This is a genomic window from Streptomyces lavendofoliae, from assembly GCF_014649735.1.
Taxonomy (GTDB): domain Bacteria; phylum Actinomycetota; class Actinomycetes; order Streptomycetales; family Streptomycetaceae; genus Streptomyces; species Streptomyces lavendofoliae.
In genome coordinates, this window is record NZ_BMTP01000002.1 from 23,118 (window position 1) to 38,692 (window position 15,575).

At 73.2% G+C, this 15,575-nt stretch carries 11 protein-coding genes; 6 read left to right on the forward strand and 5 right to left on the reverse strand.

Annotation, left to right across the window (positions count from 1 at the left end; translation table 11 throughout):
• The first annotated feature begins 99 nt into the window (after positions 1–99).
• From IE109_RS03020 to IE109_RS03030, 4 genes are all read left to right on the forward strand, one after another.
• Positions 100–963 (forward strand): SCO6745 family protein, encoded by an 864-nt coding sequence (locus IE109_RS03020; RefSeq protein WP_189548872.1) that lies wholly within the window; start codon positions 100–102, stop codon positions 961–963.
• Positions 964–1,144: 181 nt separating this feature from the next.
• Complete coding sequence (locus tag IE109_RS33665) at positions 1,145–1,276, forward strand: LPFR motif small protein (RefSeq protein ID WP_260604312.1); 132 nt, start codon at positions 1,145–1,147, stop codon at positions 1,274–1,276.
• 85 nt (positions 1,277–1,361) lie between these two features.
• Positions 1,362–3,827 carry a Tex family protein gene (locus tag IE109_RS03025; protein WP_189548873.1) on the forward strand — a complete coding sequence of 822 codons (2,466 nt, stop codon included), beginning with the start codon at positions 1,362–1,364 and terminating at the stop codon, positions 3,825–3,827.
• A gap of 206 nt (positions 3,828–4,033) precedes the next feature.
• Positions 4,034–4,867 carry a pectate lyase gene (locus tag IE109_RS03030; protein WP_189548874.1) on the forward strand — a complete coding sequence of 278 codons (834 nt, stop codon included), beginning with the start codon at positions 4,034–4,036 and terminating at the stop codon, positions 4,865–4,867.
• Between the two features lie 70 nt (positions 4,868–4,937).
• On the opposite strand, the gene IE109_RS03035 is transcribed toward IE109_RS03030, so the two are convergent.
• The 5 genes from IE109_RS03035 to IE109_RS03055 all read right to left on the reverse strand — a co-directional run bounded on the left by IE109_RS03035 (position 4,938) and on the right by IE109_RS03055 (position 12,638).
• A complete protein-coding gene (locus IE109_RS03035; RefSeq protein ID WP_189548875.1) occupies positions 4,938–6,590 on the reverse strand; it encodes an ABC-F family ATP-binding cassette domain-containing protein in 1,653 nt (550 codons plus the stop codon).
• Between the two features lie 130 nt (positions 6,591–6,720).
• Complete coding sequence (locus tag IE109_RS03040; RefSeq protein ID WP_189548876.1) at positions 6,721–7,254, reverse strand: GNAT family N-acetyltransferase; 534 nt, start codon at positions 7,252–7,254, stop codon at positions 6,721–6,723.
• A 143-nt stretch (positions 7,255–7,397) separates the two neighbouring features.
• Positions 7,398–9,113 (reverse strand): BCCT family transporter, encoded by a 1,716-nt coding sequence (locus tag IE109_RS03045; RefSeq protein WP_189548877.1) that lies wholly within the window; start codon positions 9,111–9,113, stop codon positions 7,398–7,400.
• Between the two features lie 109 nt (positions 9,114–9,222).
• Positions 9,223–10,545 carry a M14 family metallopeptidase gene (locus IE109_RS03050; protein WP_189548878.1) on the reverse strand — a complete coding sequence of 441 codons (1,323 nt, stop codon included), beginning with the start codon at positions 10,543–10,545 and terminating at the stop codon, positions 9,223–9,225.
• Positions 10,542–12,638: a Xaa-Pro dipeptidyl-peptidase gene (locus IE109_RS03055; RefSeq protein ID WP_373297617.1), complete on the reverse strand. Its 2,097-nt coding sequence runs from the start codon at positions 12,636–12,638 to the stop codon at positions 10,542–10,544. Before IE109_RS03055 ends, IE109_RS03050 begins: the two co-directional genes overlap by 4 nt.
• A 213-nt stretch (positions 12,639–12,851) precedes the next feature.
• On the opposite strand from IE109_RS03055, the gene IE109_RS03060 reads away from it, so the two are divergent.
• Both IE109_RS03060 and IE109_RS03065 read left to right on the forward strand, forming a co-directional pair.
• The gene (locus IE109_RS03060) at positions 12,852–14,375 is read left to right on the forward strand and encodes a M1 family metallopeptidase (RefSeq protein WP_189548879.1); all 1,524 of its coding nucleotides are present in this window, start codon (positions 12,852–12,854) and stop codon (positions 14,373–14,375) included.
• Between the two features lie 147 nt (positions 14,376–14,522).
• A complete protein-coding gene (locus IE109_RS03065) occupies positions 14,523–15,572 on the forward strand; it encodes a LacI family DNA-binding transcriptional regulator (RefSeq protein WP_189549590.1) in 1,050 nt (349 codons plus the stop codon).
• Positions 15,573–15,575: the final 3 nt, after the last annotated feature.

The window sequence follows — 15,575 nt, forward strand, 5'->3', positions numbered from 1 at the left end:
ATGACGAAGAACCCCCCTTTCCTGCCATCGGCGCCCGCCGCCCCGGACCGGACCGCACCCCGCCCCTCTCGCGTACCAACCAGTCGGTAGCCTGCCGGTATGACGACTCTGCCGCCGCGCGCCGGACGCCGCTGCCACAACGCCCTGAACCCGCTGCACTCGACGGTGTACTTCTCGCCGGACTTCACCGCGGAGCTCGCCGCCCTCGGGGTGACGGACCCCAGCGCCGCGTACTTCGCCGGCCGCGCCGCCGCCATGGGCGCGGTCGGGCCGGGGGCCGTGACGGCGTCCTTCTACAACTTCAGCCACGAGCTGGTCGCCCGCCACCTGCCGGCGGTCTGGGACACCGCCTCCCCCGAGGCCGTGCTCGCCGCCCGGCTGCGGGCGGCCGACACCACCCTGCGGCGGCTGCTGGGCGACGCGGCCGTCGCGTCGGACGGCATGGCGGAGGCCGCCCGGCTCGCCCTGCGGGCCACCGAGGCGTGCACCCGGCACGCCCGGCCGCTGTACGCCGCCCACGCCGACCTCCCGGTGCCCGAGGAGCCGCACCTGGCGTACTGGCACGCCGCGACGCTGCTGCGTGAGCACCGCGGCGACGCCCACCTGGTCGCGCTGCTGTCCGCCGGGCTCGACCCGCTGGAGGCCCTCGTCAGTCACACCGCGACCGGCAAGGGCATGGCGCCCCGCTGGATCCTCGCCACCCGCGGCTGGCGGCGCGCCGACTGGGACGCGGCGGCCGAACGGCTGCGCGGCCGGGGCCTGCTGGACGAGCGGGACGAGCTGACGAGCGCGGGCTCCGCCCTGCGCGCCGAGCTGGAGGAGCACACGGACCGCCTGGACGCCGCTCCGTACGAGCACCTCGGCGCGGCGGACGTCGAACGCCTCACCGAGCTGGGCCGGGGCTTCCTCGGCGCGGCCGTGGCGGCGGGGGCGTTCCCGCAGGACCTGGCCGGCAAGGGCTGACACCGTCCCGTACCGGGCCCGGCGGGACGGGGGGCGCGTTACCGGGCCGGGCCGGGGACGGGGAAAGTACGGCCGGGGAGCGAGGAAGCCCCTACCGGGCGGCTCCCGGCGGGCGGTGACGTTTCGGCGGAGGGGCGGCGGCAACCCGCACGGGGCAACCGAGAGCACTTGGAGGTGCCCCGTGCGTACCATCGCCGACTTCTTCCGCATGATCGGCTCGGCCGTCGCCACCGTCGTCACCCTGCCGTTCCGGCTGCTGGCGCGGCTGTTCGGCGGAGCCTCGCGCGGCGGCGGGCGGGCGCGCCGCGCCTGACGCCGGGGCAGACGGACGCGCCGCACGGTGACCCGGCAGAATGCAACCTCAAGCTGGCAGGCACGAGAAGGCGAGTCGGGACACCGTGACGACGTCCATCGAAGGCAGGATCGCCGAGGAGCTCGGCGTACGTGAGCGGCAGGTGAAGGCGGCCGTCGAGCTGCTCGACGGCGGGTCGACCGTGCCGTTCATCGCGCGCTACCGCAAGGAAGCGACCGAGATGCTCGACGACGCGCAGCTGCGCACGCTCGAGGAGCGGCTGCGGTACCTGCGGGAGCTGGAGGACCGGCGGGCCGCCATCCTCGACTCGGTACGCGAACAGGGCAAGCTCACCGAGGAGCTGCGGGCGCGGATCCTCGCCGCCGACACCAAGGCCCGGCTGGAGGACATCTACCTGCCCTTCAAGCCCAAGCGGCGCACCAAGGCGCAGATCGCCCGGGAGGCCGGGCTGGAGCCGCTGGCCGACGGACTGCTGGCCGACCCGTCGGTGGAGCCGCTCGCCGCCGCGGCGGCGTTCGTCGACGCCGGCAAGGGCGTCGCGGACCCGGCCGCCGCGCTGGACGGCGCCCGCGCCATCCTCACCGAACGGTTCGCGGAGGACGCCGACCTGATCGGCGAGCTGCGGGAGCGGATGTGGACGCGCGGGCGGCTGGTCTCCAAGGTGCGGGAGGGCAAGGGCGACGCCAAGGAGGGGCCGGGCGCGAAGTTCGCCGACTACTTCGACTTCGCCGAGCCCTTCACCCAGCTTCCCTCGCACCGCGTGCTGGCGATGCTGCGCGGCGAGAAGGAGGAGGTGCTCGACCTGGTCCTGGAGCCGGAGGAGCCGGTCGAGGGCCCTTCGTCGTACGAGGGGATCGTCGCCTCCCGGTTCGGGATCTCCCAGCAGGGCCGGCCCGGTGACAAATGGCTGGGCGAGACCGTCCGCTGGGCGTGGCGCACCCGGATCCTGGTCCACCTCGGCATCGACCTGCGGCTGCGGCTGCGGACCGCGGCGGAGGACGAGGCGGTACGCGTCTTCGCGGCGAACCTGCGCGACCTCCTGCTCGCGGCGCCCGCCGGAACGCGCGCGACGCTCGGGCTCGACCCCGGTTACCGAACCGGTGTGAAGGTCGCCGTCGTCGACGCGACCGGCAAGGTCGTCGCCACCGACACCATCCACCCGCACGTACCGGCGAACAAGTGGGACCAGTCGCTGGCCACCCTGGCGCGGCTCGCCGAGGAGCACGCGGTCGAGCTGGTCGCCATCGGCAACGGCACGGCGTCGCGGGAGACCGACAAGCTGGCGGGCGAGCTGATCGCCAGGCACCCGGAGCTCGGCCTCACCAAGGTGATGGTGTCGGAGGCGGGCGCTTCGGTGTACTCGGCTTCCGCGTTCGCCTCGCAGGAGCTGCCGGACCTGGACGTGTCGCTGCGCGGCGCCGTCTCGATCGCGCGCCGGCTCCAGGACCCGCTGGCCGAGCTGGTGAAGATCGACCCGAAGTCGATCGGTGTCGGGCAGTACCAGCACGACCTGTCCGAGGTGAAGCTGTCCCGGTCGCTGGACGCGGTGGTCGAGGACTGTGTGAACGGTGTCGGCGTCGACGTCAACACCGCCTCGGCGCCGCTGCTCTCGCGGGTGTCCGGGATCGGGGCGGGTCTCGCCGAGAACATCGTGGCGCACCGGGACGCCAACGGCCCCTTCCGGTCGCGCAGGGCGCTCAAGGACGTGGCGCGGCTGGGCCCGAAGGCGTACGAGCAGTGCGCGGGCTTCCTGCGGATCCGGGGCGGCGACGACCCGCTGGACGCGTCGAGCGTGCACCCCGAGGCGTACCCGGTGGTGCGGCGGATGGTGAAGACGACGGGCGGCGAGGTCGCGTCGCTGATCGGCAACACGCCGGTGCTGCGGTCGCTGCGGCCGGACGACTTCGTGGACGAGACCTTCGGTCTGCCGACGGTCACCGACATTCTGCGCGAGCTGGAGAAGCCGGGGCGCGACCCCCGGCCGGCGTTCAGGACGGCCACCTTCAAGGAGGGCGTCGAGAAGATCGGCGACCTGGAGGCCGGGATGGTGCTGGAGGGCGTGGTGACCAATGTGGCCGCCTTCGGTGCCTTCGTGGACGTCGGTGTGCACCAGGACGGGCTCGTCCATGTGTCGGCCATGTCCCGGAACTTCGTGAAGGACCCGCGCGAGGTGGTGAAGCCGGGTGACGTGGTGCGGGTCAAGGTGCTGGACATCGACATCCCGCGCAAGCGGATCTCGCTGACGCTGCGGCTGGACGACGCCGCGGACTCCGGTGCCGGGTCGGGTGCCCGTGCCGGAGATGGCGCCGGTACCGGTGCGCCGAAGCGTGAGCGGGGCGGCCGGCCGCCCCGGCAGCGGCAGGGCAGCGGGGGCGCCGGTGACCGGGGCGAGCGGCGCGGCGCCGGTTCCGGCGGCGGTTCCGGCGGTGGCGGGAGGGGCGCGGGGCGTCCCTCCCCGGCGACCGCACCCGCCAACAGCGCCATGGCGGACGCCCTGCGCAAGGCTGGTTTGCTGGGCGGCGGTGAGGGGAACTCCCGCCGCGGCCGCTGACGGCCGGTGACCTGACATGACGCGACGGTCCGGCCCCCGGGAAAGCCGGGGACCGGACCGTCGCGTCGTACGACGGGCGCGCGGGAGGCCGGCACGTGCGGGAGGCGCCGTCGGAGGGGCGCGAAAAAAACGCACGGGCGGCAACCTCCGCCGGGCGGGCGGCGACTGGAGGGTGCAAGACATCCCCCTGAGAAGGAACCACCTACGTGAGTACCCCCACACAACGGCCGGCACGGCACCGCCGCAAGGTCACCACGAAGCGGGCCGTCATCGGTTCCGCCGCCGCCCTGGCCCTGACCGGCGGCGCCCTCCTCGGCACCGGCCTGCTCGCTCCGGCCGGTGCCGCCGGCGCCTGGCCCACCGCGCAGGGCAAGCCGGTGCCCGTCCCCAGGACCATCGAGGTCTCGGGCGTCCACGACGGCGCGATGCAGCGCTACGTCGGCAGCGGCAAGCTGGGCGGCGACGGCCAGGACGAGAACCAGGACCCGCTGTTCAAGCTGAAGGACGGCGCCGTCCTGAAGAACGTCATCCTCGGCTCCCCGGCCGCCGACGGTGTGCACTGCGCGGGCACGTGCACCCTGGAGAACGTCTGGTGGGAGGACGTCGGCGAGGACGCCGCGACCTTCAAGGGCACGTCGCCGTCGGCCACGTACACCGTCAAGGGCGGCGGCGCCCGCAAGGCGTCCGACAAGGTGCTTCAGTTCAACGGCGCCGGCAAGCTGACCGTGACCGGTTTCCAGGTCTCGGACTTCGGCAAGCTCGTCCGCACCTGCGGCAACTGCGGCAAGCAGTACAAGCGCACCGTCGTCATCAGCGACGTGGACATCACCGCGCCCGGCAAGTCCATCGTCGGCATCAACGAGAACTACGGTGACACCGCGACCCTGACGAAGGTGCGCATCACCGGCGACACCAAGAAGAAGATGAAGGTGTGCACCAGGTTCCAGGGCAACAACACCGGTAAGGAGCCCAAGGAGCTCGGCAACGGCCCCGACGGCAAGCACTGCCTGTACAAGGCGTCCGACATCACCTACAAGTGACGGCGCCCCCGGCGCCTCGCTGATCCGTGCCGTGGGCCCCGCGAAGACCCTTCGCGGGGCCCACCCGCGTTCACGCGCCGACGGCCGTCTCGGTGACCCTGCCCCCGGCGACCTCGACGCGGCGGGTGGTGCGGACCGCGTCGAGCATGCGCCGGTCGTGGGTGACCAGCAGCAGCGTGCCGGTGTACGTGTCGAGGGCCGACTCGAGCTGCTCGATGGCCGGCAGGTCCAGGTGGTTGGTCGGCTCGTCCAGGACCAGGAGGTTCACACCCCGGCCCTGGAGCAGGGCGAGAGCGGCGCGGGTGCGCTCGCCCGGCGACAGGGAGGTCGCGGAGCGCGTCACGTGGTGGGCCTTGAGGCCGAACTTCGCGAGCAGGGTGCGGACGTCGGCCGGCTCGGTGTCGGGGACCGCGGCGCAGAAGGCGTCCAGCAGGGACTCCTGGCCGTGGAACAGCTTCCGGGCCTGGTCCACCTCCCCGACGACCACGCCCGAGCCGAGCGAGGCGTGGCCCGCGTCCAGCGGGAGGCGGCCGAGGAGCGCGGCGAGCAGGGTGGACTTGCCCGCGCCGTTGGCGCCGGTGATGGCGACGCGGTCGGCCCAGTCGATCCGGAGCGAGACGGGGCCGAAGCGGAAGTCGCCGCGGACGGCCTCGGCGTCGCGCAGGGTCGCCACCACCGCGCCGGAGCGGGGCGCGGCGGCGATCTCCATCCGCAGCTCCCACTCCTTGCGGGGCTCGTCGACGACGTCCAGCCGCTCGATCATGCGCTGGGTCTGGCGGGCCTTGGCCGCCTGCTTCTCGCTCGCCTCGCTGCGGAACTTGCGGCCGAGCTTGTCGTTGTCGTTGCCCGCCTTGCGGCGGGCGTTCTTGACGCCCTTGTCCATCCAGGAGCGCTGCATCTGGGCGCGGCCCTCAAGGGCGGACCTCTTGTCGGCGTACTCCTCGAACTCCTCGCGGGCGTGCCGGCGGGCCGTCTCGCGCTCCTCCAGGTACGCCTCGTAGCCGCCGCCGAAGAGCCGCACCTGCTGCTGCGCCAGGTCCAGTTCGAGGACCTTGGTGACGGTGCGGGCGAGGAACTCGCGGTCGTGGCTGATGACGACCGTCCCGGCGCGCAGCCCCTGGACGAAGCGTTCCAGACGCTCCAGACCGTCCAGGTCCAGGTCGTTCGTCGGCTCGTCGAGCAGGAACACGTCGTAACGGGACAGGAGCAGCGACGCCAGGCCCGCGCGGGCGGCCTGGCCGCCGGACAGGGACGTCATGGGCCGGTCGAGCCCGACGGTCAGGCCGAGGGAGCCGGCGACCTCCTCGGCACGCTCGTCGAGGTCGGCGCCGCCGAGGTTCAGCCAGCGGTCCAGGGCGGTGGCGTACGCGTCGTCGGCGCCGGGCGTGCCGTCGACCAGGCCCTGGGCGGCGGTGTCCATGGCGTCCTGGGCGGCGGCGACACCGGTGCGGCGGGCGAGGAAGCCGCGCACGGTCTCCCCCTCGCGGCGGTCCGGCTCCTGCGGGAGGTGGCCGACGGTGGCGGTGGGCGGCGACAGGCGCAGCCCACCCTGCTCGGGGGTGTCGAGCCCGGCGAGGAGCCGCAGCAGGGTCGACTTGCCGGCGCCGTTCACGCCGACGAGGCCGATCACGTCACCGGGCGCGACGACGAGGTCCAGGCCCGAGAAGAGGGAGCGTTCGCCGTGGCCGGCGGCAAGGTCCTTGGCGACGAGGGTTGCAGTCATCAGATGGCCGATCCTAGGCCAGGGCGCCCCGGCGGGCTTCGAGAGGGCGCGCCCCCGGCCCGGGCCCCCACCGCCCGGCCGCCCACCGCTGCGTACTTCCGGGGGGTGACGGTGCGGTGGGCGAAGCGGCTCAGCCCTGGTACTCGGTGAGGTCGATGGCGTGGACCTGCAGCGGAACGCCGTGCACGGGGTGCGTCGTCTCGCGCTCCGGCGCCATGCCCAGCTTGCGCAGGACGTTCTCGGCGGCGTCGTCACCGAGCCGGGCGATGCCCACGACCCGGTCGAGGCCCCGGTCCTGGAGCGCGAACTCCAGCACGGCGTGCGCGGCCTCTGAGGCGTACCCCTGGCCCTGGAACGAGCGGCCGAGGCGGAAGACGATCTCGACGGCCGGCATCACCTCGGGCAGGTACTCGGGCACGGACAGGCCGGCGCAGCCGATCAGCTCGCCCGAGGCGAGGAGCTCGACGGCGAAGAGCCCGAAGCCCTCCTCGTCCCACTCCTCCTCCCACCGTTCGATGTCCTCGGCGGTCCCCTCCAGGTCCCGGACGGACCCGTCGCCGATCCAGCGCATGACCTCCGGGTCCGCGTCGATGTCGGCCATGGGGACGAGGTCGTCGTCGACCCAGCGGCGCAGGAGGAGGCGGGGGGTGAGGATCTCGGTCATGGCGCCATCCTCTCCGATGGAGCGCCCACGACGTGAATCGGCCGTATCGAACCACCCCGCCCCGCCCGGTACGCGCCTCTCGGGGCGAGGGCGGGGCGAGGGGGGCGGTCCCGGGTCCGCGCGGCCCTGGGCCCGGGGCCCGGTCACGGGTTCCGGCGGTCCTCCGGGCTCGTGCCGGGTTCCCGCCGGGGGGGCTCGTCCTGGCTGGGGCCGATGCGGATCTCGAAGTCGCCGGCGTACTTCTCGTGGCCGGCGATGACGGCCTCCTCCACGGCCTCCTCCGCGAGTTCGCCACGGACGATCAGCGGGTCCTGGCGCAGGTCGCGCATGAGGGCCCAGCACATGCCGATCATGACCAGCACGAACGGCGCGGCGACCAGGATCGTGAGGTGCTGCAGGCCCGCGAGCGCGTCGCCCTTGCCCTCGCCGACGAGCAGCATCACGGCCGCCACGCCGCCGGTCACCACGCCCCAGAAGACGACGACGAAGCGGGCGGGCTCGAAGGTGCCCCTCTGGGAGAGGGTGCCCATCACGATCGAGGCGGCGTCCGCGCCGGAGATGAAGAAGATGCCGACGAGGATCATCACCAGCAGGCTCATCACACCCGCGATCGGGAACTCCTGGAGCACGCCGAAGAGCTGGGCCTCGGGGGTGGTCGCGGCCCCGAGGTCGCCGCGCTCCTTCAGGTGCATCGCCGTACCGCCGAAGACGGCGAACCAGACGAGGCTCACGGTGCTGGGGACCAGGATGACGCCGCCGATGAACTGCCGGATCGTCCGGCCCCGGCTGATGCGGGCGATGAACATCCCGACGAACGGCGTCCAGGAGATCCACCAGGCCCAGTAGAAGACCGTCCAGCTGCTCAGCCAGTCGGCGACGTCGCCGCCGCCGGTGGCCGCCTCGGTGCGGCCGGCCAGCTGCGGCAGCTGGTCGAGGTACGCGGCGAGGGAGGTGGGGATCAGGTCGAGGACCAGGATGGTGGGCCCGACGACGAAGAGGAAGACGGCGAGCACGACGGCCAGCACCATGTTGGTGTTGGACAGCCACTGGATGCCCTTCTCCACGCCCGACACGGCGGAGAAGATGAAGCAGGCCGTCAGTACGCCGATGATCGCGACCAGCAGTCCGGTTCCGGCCTTGTCCAGCCACCCCACCTCGTGCATTCCGCTGCCGATCTGCAGCGCGCCGAGCCCGAGGGAGGTGGCGGAACCGAAGAGCGTGGCGAAGATCGCCAGGATGTCGATCACGCGGCCGGGGGCGCCCTCGGCGCGCTTGCGGCCGATGAGCGGGACGAAGACGGCGCTGATCGTCTGCCGCCTGCGGCGCCGGAAGGTGCTGTACGCGATGGCCAGACCGACCACGGCGTAGATGGCCCAGGGGTGCAGGGTCCAGTGGAAGAGGGTGGTGGCGAGGGCCGTCTGCATGGCGTCCGCCGAGTCGGCGGGGTCGGTGCCGGGCGGCGGGGTGGTGTAGTGGGCGAGGGGTTCGCTGACGCCGTAGAACATCAGGCCGATGCCCATGCCGGCGCTGAACATCATGGCGACCCAGGAGACCGTGCTGAACTCGGGCTCCTCGTGCTCCTGGCCCAGCTCGATCCGGCCGTACCGGCTGACGGCGAGCCAGAGCGCGAAGACGACGAAGCCCGAGGCGGCCAGGACGAACGCCCAGCCGCCGTTGTGCATCAGGCCGCCCAGCATGGCGTCGGAGACGCTCTCCAGCGACTTGGTCGCGGTGGCGCCCCAGACCACGAAGGCCAGGGTGAGCACGGCCGTCACCCCGAAGACCACCCGGTCGGTGACGGGTGCCTTGTCCTCGTGCGGGTGACGGCCGGGCAGGGCGGCCTTCACCGGCAGCCTCATCCTCTGCCCCGGTTTACGTTGCTCCTGAGACACAGGCGGCACCTTTCGCGATCATGGCCGGATTTGGCTCTTGATACCCCCTACCACGTCGCGCACACCTGTCCCGGGATCAACAGGCGGCCACCGGCCGCCCTTCTGCGAGGTGATAGGCCGCGCGGGTGTCGAGAAGCAGCGGGACGAGGGCCCGCCGCGACTGGCGCAGCGGTACGAGGACGCCGTCACCGCCGTCGCCGTCCGCCCGGACGGCGACCCCGTGCAGCGCCAGCTCGTCCTTGACGCCGGCGTACTGGGCGGGGTCGAGGCGGTAGCCGCAGGGCGGGTCCTGGAGCGTCTCGGCGGGCTCCGGCGGATCGTTGTCGGCGCCGCCCAGGTGGATCGGGCCCCGGTCGCGCAGGCCGGCGAGCCGGGCCGTGGTGGTGGCGGCCCCGATGGCGGCGCGTCGGTCACCGACATGGCCGAAGAGGCCGTCGAGGGCGGCGAGCTGGCTGTTCACCCGCCGCCGGTTGTTGAGGGCCGGGTCATTCCTCTCCTCGGGGGTGAGGGGGTCGACGCGGGTCTCGACGAGCAGGCCGACGGCGTGCTTGAGGCCCGCCGTGTTGCGCAGGATGCGCTCCTGGCCGTCCCCCGCCACCTGCTTGACGGGCTCTCCGGTGACCGGATCGGTCCAGATGCCGTAGACGCCGCTGTCGAACCCGGCCCGTTCGGCCGCGGGACGGACGTACGACTCGGAGAGGGTGTGCGCCTCGTCGTGGACGCGCGCGTCGGTGTTGGGATTGCGGGGCCAGAGCGCGAGCAGGTCCTTGTCGTAGTACGGCGGGGTGGCGCCGTACTCGTGCAGGTCGTACACGACGTCCGGCCGGTGGTCGCGGAGGACGGCGGCCAGGGCGCGGGCCTCGGCGGTCGCGAGGGCGAGGTGGTCGCGGTTGACGTCGACGCCGTCGGCGTTGCCCCTGGTGTCCGCCGCGCGGCCGTCGGGGTTGGCGGTCGGCACGACCAGCACGGTCGTGCGGGCCAGGAAGCGGAGGGTCGCGCGGTCCTTGGCGTACGCCAGGTCGCGGACCGTGGTCAGACAGGCCTCCCGGCCGGACGGTTCGTCGCCGTGCTGGCTGCAGATGAGGAGCACGGTGGTGGTGCCCGGCGCGGTGCCCGGAGCCGTGGACACGCGCACGAGCTGGAGCGGGCGGCCCTGGCGGGTGGTGCCGATCCGGGTCATGGAGACCCGGTCGCTCGCCCGGTCCACGGCGGTGAGGAAGCGCCGCTCCTCGTCCTGGCCGGTCCAGCGGGCCCCGGCGCTGCTCTCGAAGCCGGTGCGGGGTGGTGAGGCGGGTGGGGCGGGTGACGCCTGGGCGGAGGCGTTGATCAGCGGCAGGGCGAGCGCGGTGGCGGTGACGGTCACGGCCAGGGCGCGGGCACGTCGGGCGCGCGGCGTCATCGGGTGCTGCCTCCGGGGATCGGCGGGGCCGGGCGGGGATCGGTGACTCCGGCGAGGGGCGCGGTGCTCGGGGCTGCCGGGCGCGCGGAGCCGGAGGTGGTGGGGTGCGCGGGGCCGGAGGTGGCGCGGACGAAGGCGGGGGCGCCGCCGACAAGGGGCAGCCGGGCGGAGGCGCGGGTCAGGTCCAGGGTGAGCGTGGGCCGCGTCGACGGGGGGTCGATCAGGTCCCGGTCGGTGCCGCCGATGACGAGGGCGAGCCGGTGGTCGGCCGGGACGACGTGGTCGGCGGCGGCCAGGTCGAGGGTGATGGTGTGGGCCTTGCCGGGGGTGAGGGGACGGCCCCGGTCCTCGTCGGCCCAGTTGCCGAGGTCGGCCCAGCCCCTGCTGACGACGGTGAAGCCGACGTCGGCGGTCTTCGCCCGGGTCTCCTTGTAGCAGGCGCTGTCCCCGGCCGTGCTCGCGCCCCAGCAGGTGCGTTCGGGGAGGGTGGTGATGCCTTCGCCGGCCGCCCCGTAGTCGCGGATGGTGGCGGGTCCGAGGTCGACCAGTACGGCGGAGAGGTGGGCGCTGGTGGTGTCCGGGGTGGCGGTCACGGTGACCGTGGAGGAGCCGGAGAGCCGCAGGTCGCGGGTGAGCGGGCGGGTGACGAAGCCCGCCTTGGCCGGGGTGGGCGCGTCGATGTGGGCCGCCCAGTCGAGTTCGCCGAGCGCCGGGTCGTCCCGGAACGTCTCGGTCGCGCCGGGCCGGGCCCGGGTGACGCCGAGGGTGCCGACGCCGGGCGCGGCGCCCGTGCCGGGGCGGAGCGTGGTTCCGGCGGTGGCCCGCGGCGGCCAGACGCGGTCGGTGGACCACTGGTCGGGGGCGCGCTCGATGTCGGCCATCGGCTCGCGGTCGATGCCGTTGTCGTAGCCGAGCAGGTGGTGGTCGAACCAGCGGTGCAGGGTGCGGACCCAGTCGGCCCGGCGGAAGTCGAAGGGGTCGACGTGGCCGGTCTGCGAGAGCCAGATCTTGCGCTCGACGCCGTGCTCGGCGAGCGCGTCCCACCACTGGCCGAAGTGCTTGGCGCGGACGTTGAGGTCCTGCTGCCCGTGGACGACGAACACGCTGGCCTTCACCTTGTGCGCGTCCTTGACGTGGTCGCGCGCGTCCCACAGCGGGGTCCGGTCACCGGTGCGCGGGGCGCCGTCGACCAGGCGCTGCTGGACGTGGGCGCAGCGGGTGCGGGCCTCGGGGCTGTTGACGTACTGGGAGAGCCAGTCGGGACCGGAGTCGTACAGCGGGGCGCCCTTGGCGAAGTAGTAGTCGTACCAGGAGGAGATGGCGCCGATCGGGACGATGGTCTTCAGGCCCTCGACGCCGGTGGCGGCGACGCCGTTGGCGATGGTGCCGTCCCAGCTCTTGCCGATCATCCCGGTGTCGCCGGTGGACCAGCCGGTGGCACGGGCCCGGTCGGTGCCGGTGCGGGTGGTGTAGCCCCGGCCGCGTCCGTTCAGCCAGTCGACGACGGCCTTGGCGGACCGGATGTCGGAACGGCCTCCGACGTCGTCGCAGCCGTCCGAGCGGTTGGTTCCGGCCAGATCGACGGCGGCGAAGGCGTAGCCGCGCGGGACGAAGTAGTTGTCGTAGTACAGCGGGAACCGCACTGGGGCGCCCTTGGCGTCGTACGTCTTCTTCTGGCTCTCGTTGCCGCGCCCGCAGCAGGCGTAGTAGGGGCTGGCGTCCATGATGACGGGGACCTTGCGGCCCTGGCGGGCGGCCTCGCGGGGCCTGATGATGTCGACGGCCACGCGGTCGGCCCTGCCGTCCCGGTCGCCGTCGAGGCCGGTGTCGACCCAGACGGACTCACGGATCGCGTCGGCGTACGAGTGGACGGGGCGCGACTCCCGCACGGGCGGGTGGCGAAGGGACGCGCCCCGTGCGGACGCGGCCCCGGACGCGTCTTCGGGGGTCCCGTCCTGGACGGGCGCGTCCCGGGTGGTCGTGGGGACGGGCCGGGCGCTCACGGGGGGTGCCGCCCCGGCCATCAGGGCGGCGGTGGCCGCCATCGCCAGGACTCCGCTCGTCATGGGCGTTCTCCGCGCACGTATCGGCATGGGCGGAAGGTACACGGGGCCAACTGCCTCAGGACAGGGGGCGCTACGGGGAGGAAGGGGGACACAAGGGGCACAGGGGGCGGTGGGTACGAGGGGGGTTCATGTCGGCCGAATGGCGATCGCGTGACGGATGGGGCCATGGACATGACTGATCCGCGAGGGGCTGAATAGCCTTCAAGAGATCTTCCGTCCATACGACTTGGAGAGCTTGACGTGCACCGCAGACTGATCGTCCCGAGCGCACTCGCGGCCTCGCTGTTGCTGGCGATCCCGGCATCGGCGGCCGACTACAGCCCGGGCGCCCCGGGTATCGGCGACCCCTACTACCCGGCCAGCGGCAACGGCGGCTACGACGTGTCGCACTACGACCTGCGCCTGAAGTACCAGCCGAAGACGGACCTGCTGGAGGGTACGGCGACCATCGTCGCCACCACCACGCAGGACCTGTCCCGCTTCAACCTCGACCTCGGCCTCACCGCCGGCGAGGTGCGGGTCAACGGCAAGAAGGCGCGCTTCAAGGCCACCGGCGACCACGAGCTGGAGATCACGCCGGCGGCGCCGCTGGCGAAGAACCGCGCGATATCGGTGGTCGTCCGGTACGCGGGCAAGCCGTCCGAGCTGAAGATCGGCGGCTGGACCGCCTGGCACCGCACCCCCGACGGCGGTGTGGCGGCGCAGGAGCCGGACTCGGCCGTGTGGTGGTTCCCGTCGAACGACCACCCGCTGGACAAGGCGACGTACGACGTCTCGGTCTCCGTGCCGGACGGGACGCAGGCCATCAGCAACGGCGTGCTCCAGTCGCAGTCCTCGCGGCTCGGCTGGACGCGGTACAACTGGCGCTCCAACAAGCCGCAGGCGAGCTACCTCGCCACCCTGGCGGTCGGCAAGTTCGACATCACCACGGACAAGACCGACAAGGGCCTACCCGTCCTCAACGCGTACAGCAGGGACCTGGGCGACAACGCGGGCGCGGCGCGGGCCAGCATCGAGCGCACGGCCGAGGTCGCGGAGTGGCTGGAGGAGGTCTTCGGGCCGTACCCCTTCAACGCCCTCGGCGGGTACGTTCCCAACGTGACCAGCGGTTACGCGCTGGAGACGCAGACGCGACCGTTCTACAGCCCCCGCCAGTTCGCCAACGGGGCGAACGTGTCGGTGGTCGTGCACGAGCTGGCCCACCAGTGGTACGGCGACAGCGTGTCCGTCGACGGCTGGAAGGACATCTGGGTCAACGAGGGGTTCGCCCGCTACAGCCAGTGGCTGTGGTCGGAGAAGGAGGGCGAGGGCACGGCGCAGGAGCTGGCGGACTACGTGTACGCGCAGCACCCGGCCGACGACCCGTTCTGGACGGTCAAGCCGGGCGACCCGGGCCCTGACCACCAGTTCGACCTGGCCGTGTACGACCGGGGCGCGCTGGCTCTCCAGGCGCTGCGCAACGAGATCGGCGACGAGGACTTCTTCGCCATCCTGAAGGGCTGGCCCACCGCGTACGCGTACGGCAACGCCAAGGTGGGCGACTTCGTGAAGTACGCGGAGCGCGTCTCGGGCAAGCCGCTGGCCGGGCTGTTCGACACCTGGCTGTACCAGCCGTCGAAGCCGGCGGCGCCGGCCGCGGCGGGCGCGCGGATCGCGCGCTCGCAGACGGCGGCGAAGCCGGCCCAGCCGAAGTCCTGGAAGAAGATCGCCGCGACCAACACGATCCACGACCACGACGGCCCCGGCCACCGTCGCGGTCACTGACCGGCGCACGCGGTGCCGCCGCCCCGGGACTCGGGGCAGCGGCGCCGTCGTGCAGCGTAGAGAGCGCTCTCAAGCGGTCGGCCGACCGGCTACCCTGCTGCGTAGACAGCATTCGCCGCGCCGCCGAGGAGCTTCCCCTTGTCCAGCATGCCCGAACCGGCCCACGGCTCCCGCCCCACCCTGGAAGCCGTCGCGGCGCGTGCGGGGGTGTCGCGGGCCACGGTGTCCCGTGTCGTGAACGGCGGCGCCGGGGTGCGGCAGGCCCTGGTCGAGAAGGTGCGGGAGGCGGTGGAGGAGCTCGGGTACGTGCCGAACCACGCGGCCCGCACCCTGGTGACGCGGCGCAACGGCGCGGTGGCGGTGATCATCGCGGAGCCGGAGTTCCGGGTGTTCTCCGACCCCTTCTTCGAGCAGCAGGTGCGGGGCATCAGCCGCGAGCTGACGGCGCACGACACGCAGCTGGTGCTGCTGTGGGTGGAGGGGCCCGGCGACTACGAGCGGATCGGCCGGTACCTGGGCGGGGGCCACGTCGACGGCGCACTCGCCTTCTCGGTGCACAACGACGACGAGCTGCCCTCCATCATCCGGCGGGCGCAGGTCCCGGCGGTGTTCGGCGGGCGGCCCGGCTGGCCGGGCGCGACGGCCGGGCTCGCCGTGCCGTACGTGGACTGCGACAACCGGGGCGGCGCCCGGGAGGCCGTACGGCACCTGCTGTCGCTGGGCCGCGAGCGCGTCGCGCACATCGCCGGCCCGCACGACCAGACCTCGGCGATGGACCGGCTCGACGGTTACCGGGACGTCCTGCTGGACGCGGGCCCCGGGCTGATCGCGCAGGGCGACTTCACCGAGGAGAGCGGGGCGCGGGCGATGGCGGAGCTGCTGGAGCAGCGGCCGGATCTGGACGCGGTGTTCACCGCCAACGACCTGATGGCGTCCGGGGCGCTGCGGGTGCTGCGGGAGCGCGGGCTGCGCGTGCCGGAGGACGTGGCGCTGGTGGGCTTCGACGACATGACGTCCATCGCGGAGGCCACCGACCCGCCGCTGACCACGGTGCGCCAGGACATCGAGGGCATGGGCCGCCTGATGGTGCGGCTGCTGATGCGGGTCCTGAACGCGGACGAGGCCGAGCCCGGGGCGGGCAGCACCCCGGGCTCGGTGATCACTCCTACGGAGCTGGTACGGCGGGCGTCGGCGTAGGGC

Excerpts from the sequence above, each read along its gene's own strand:
- IE109_RS03050 (WP_189548878.1), bottom strand. The coding sequence starts at position 10,545 with ATGACGCCGCGCGCCCGACGTGCCCGCGCCCTGGCCGTGACCGTCACC.
- IE109_RS03045 (WP_189548877.1), bottom strand. The coding sequence starts at position 9,113 with ATGAGGCTGCCGGTGAAGGCCGCCCTGCCCGGCCGTCACCCGCACGAG.
- IE109_RS03020 (WP_189548872.1), top strand. The coding sequence starts at position 100 with ATGACGACTCTGCCGCCGCGCGCCGGACGCCGCTGCCACAACGCCCTG.
- IE109_RS03035 (WP_189548875.1), bottom strand. The coding sequence starts at position 6,590 with ATGACTGCAACCCTCGTCGCCAAGGACCTTGCCGCCGGCCACGGCGAA.
- IE109_RS03065 (WP_189549590.1), top strand. The coding sequence starts at position 14,523 with ATGCCCGAACCGGCCCACGGCTCCCGCCCCACCCTGGAAGCCGTCGCG.
- IE109_RS03040 (WP_189548876.1), bottom strand. The coding sequence starts at position 7,254 with ATGACCGAGATCCTCACCCCCCGCCTCCTCCTGCGCCGCTGGGTCGAC.
- IE109_RS03055 (WP_373297617.1), bottom strand. The coding sequence starts at position 12,638 with ATGCCGATACGTGCGCGGAGAACGCCCATGACGAGCGGAGTCCTGGCG.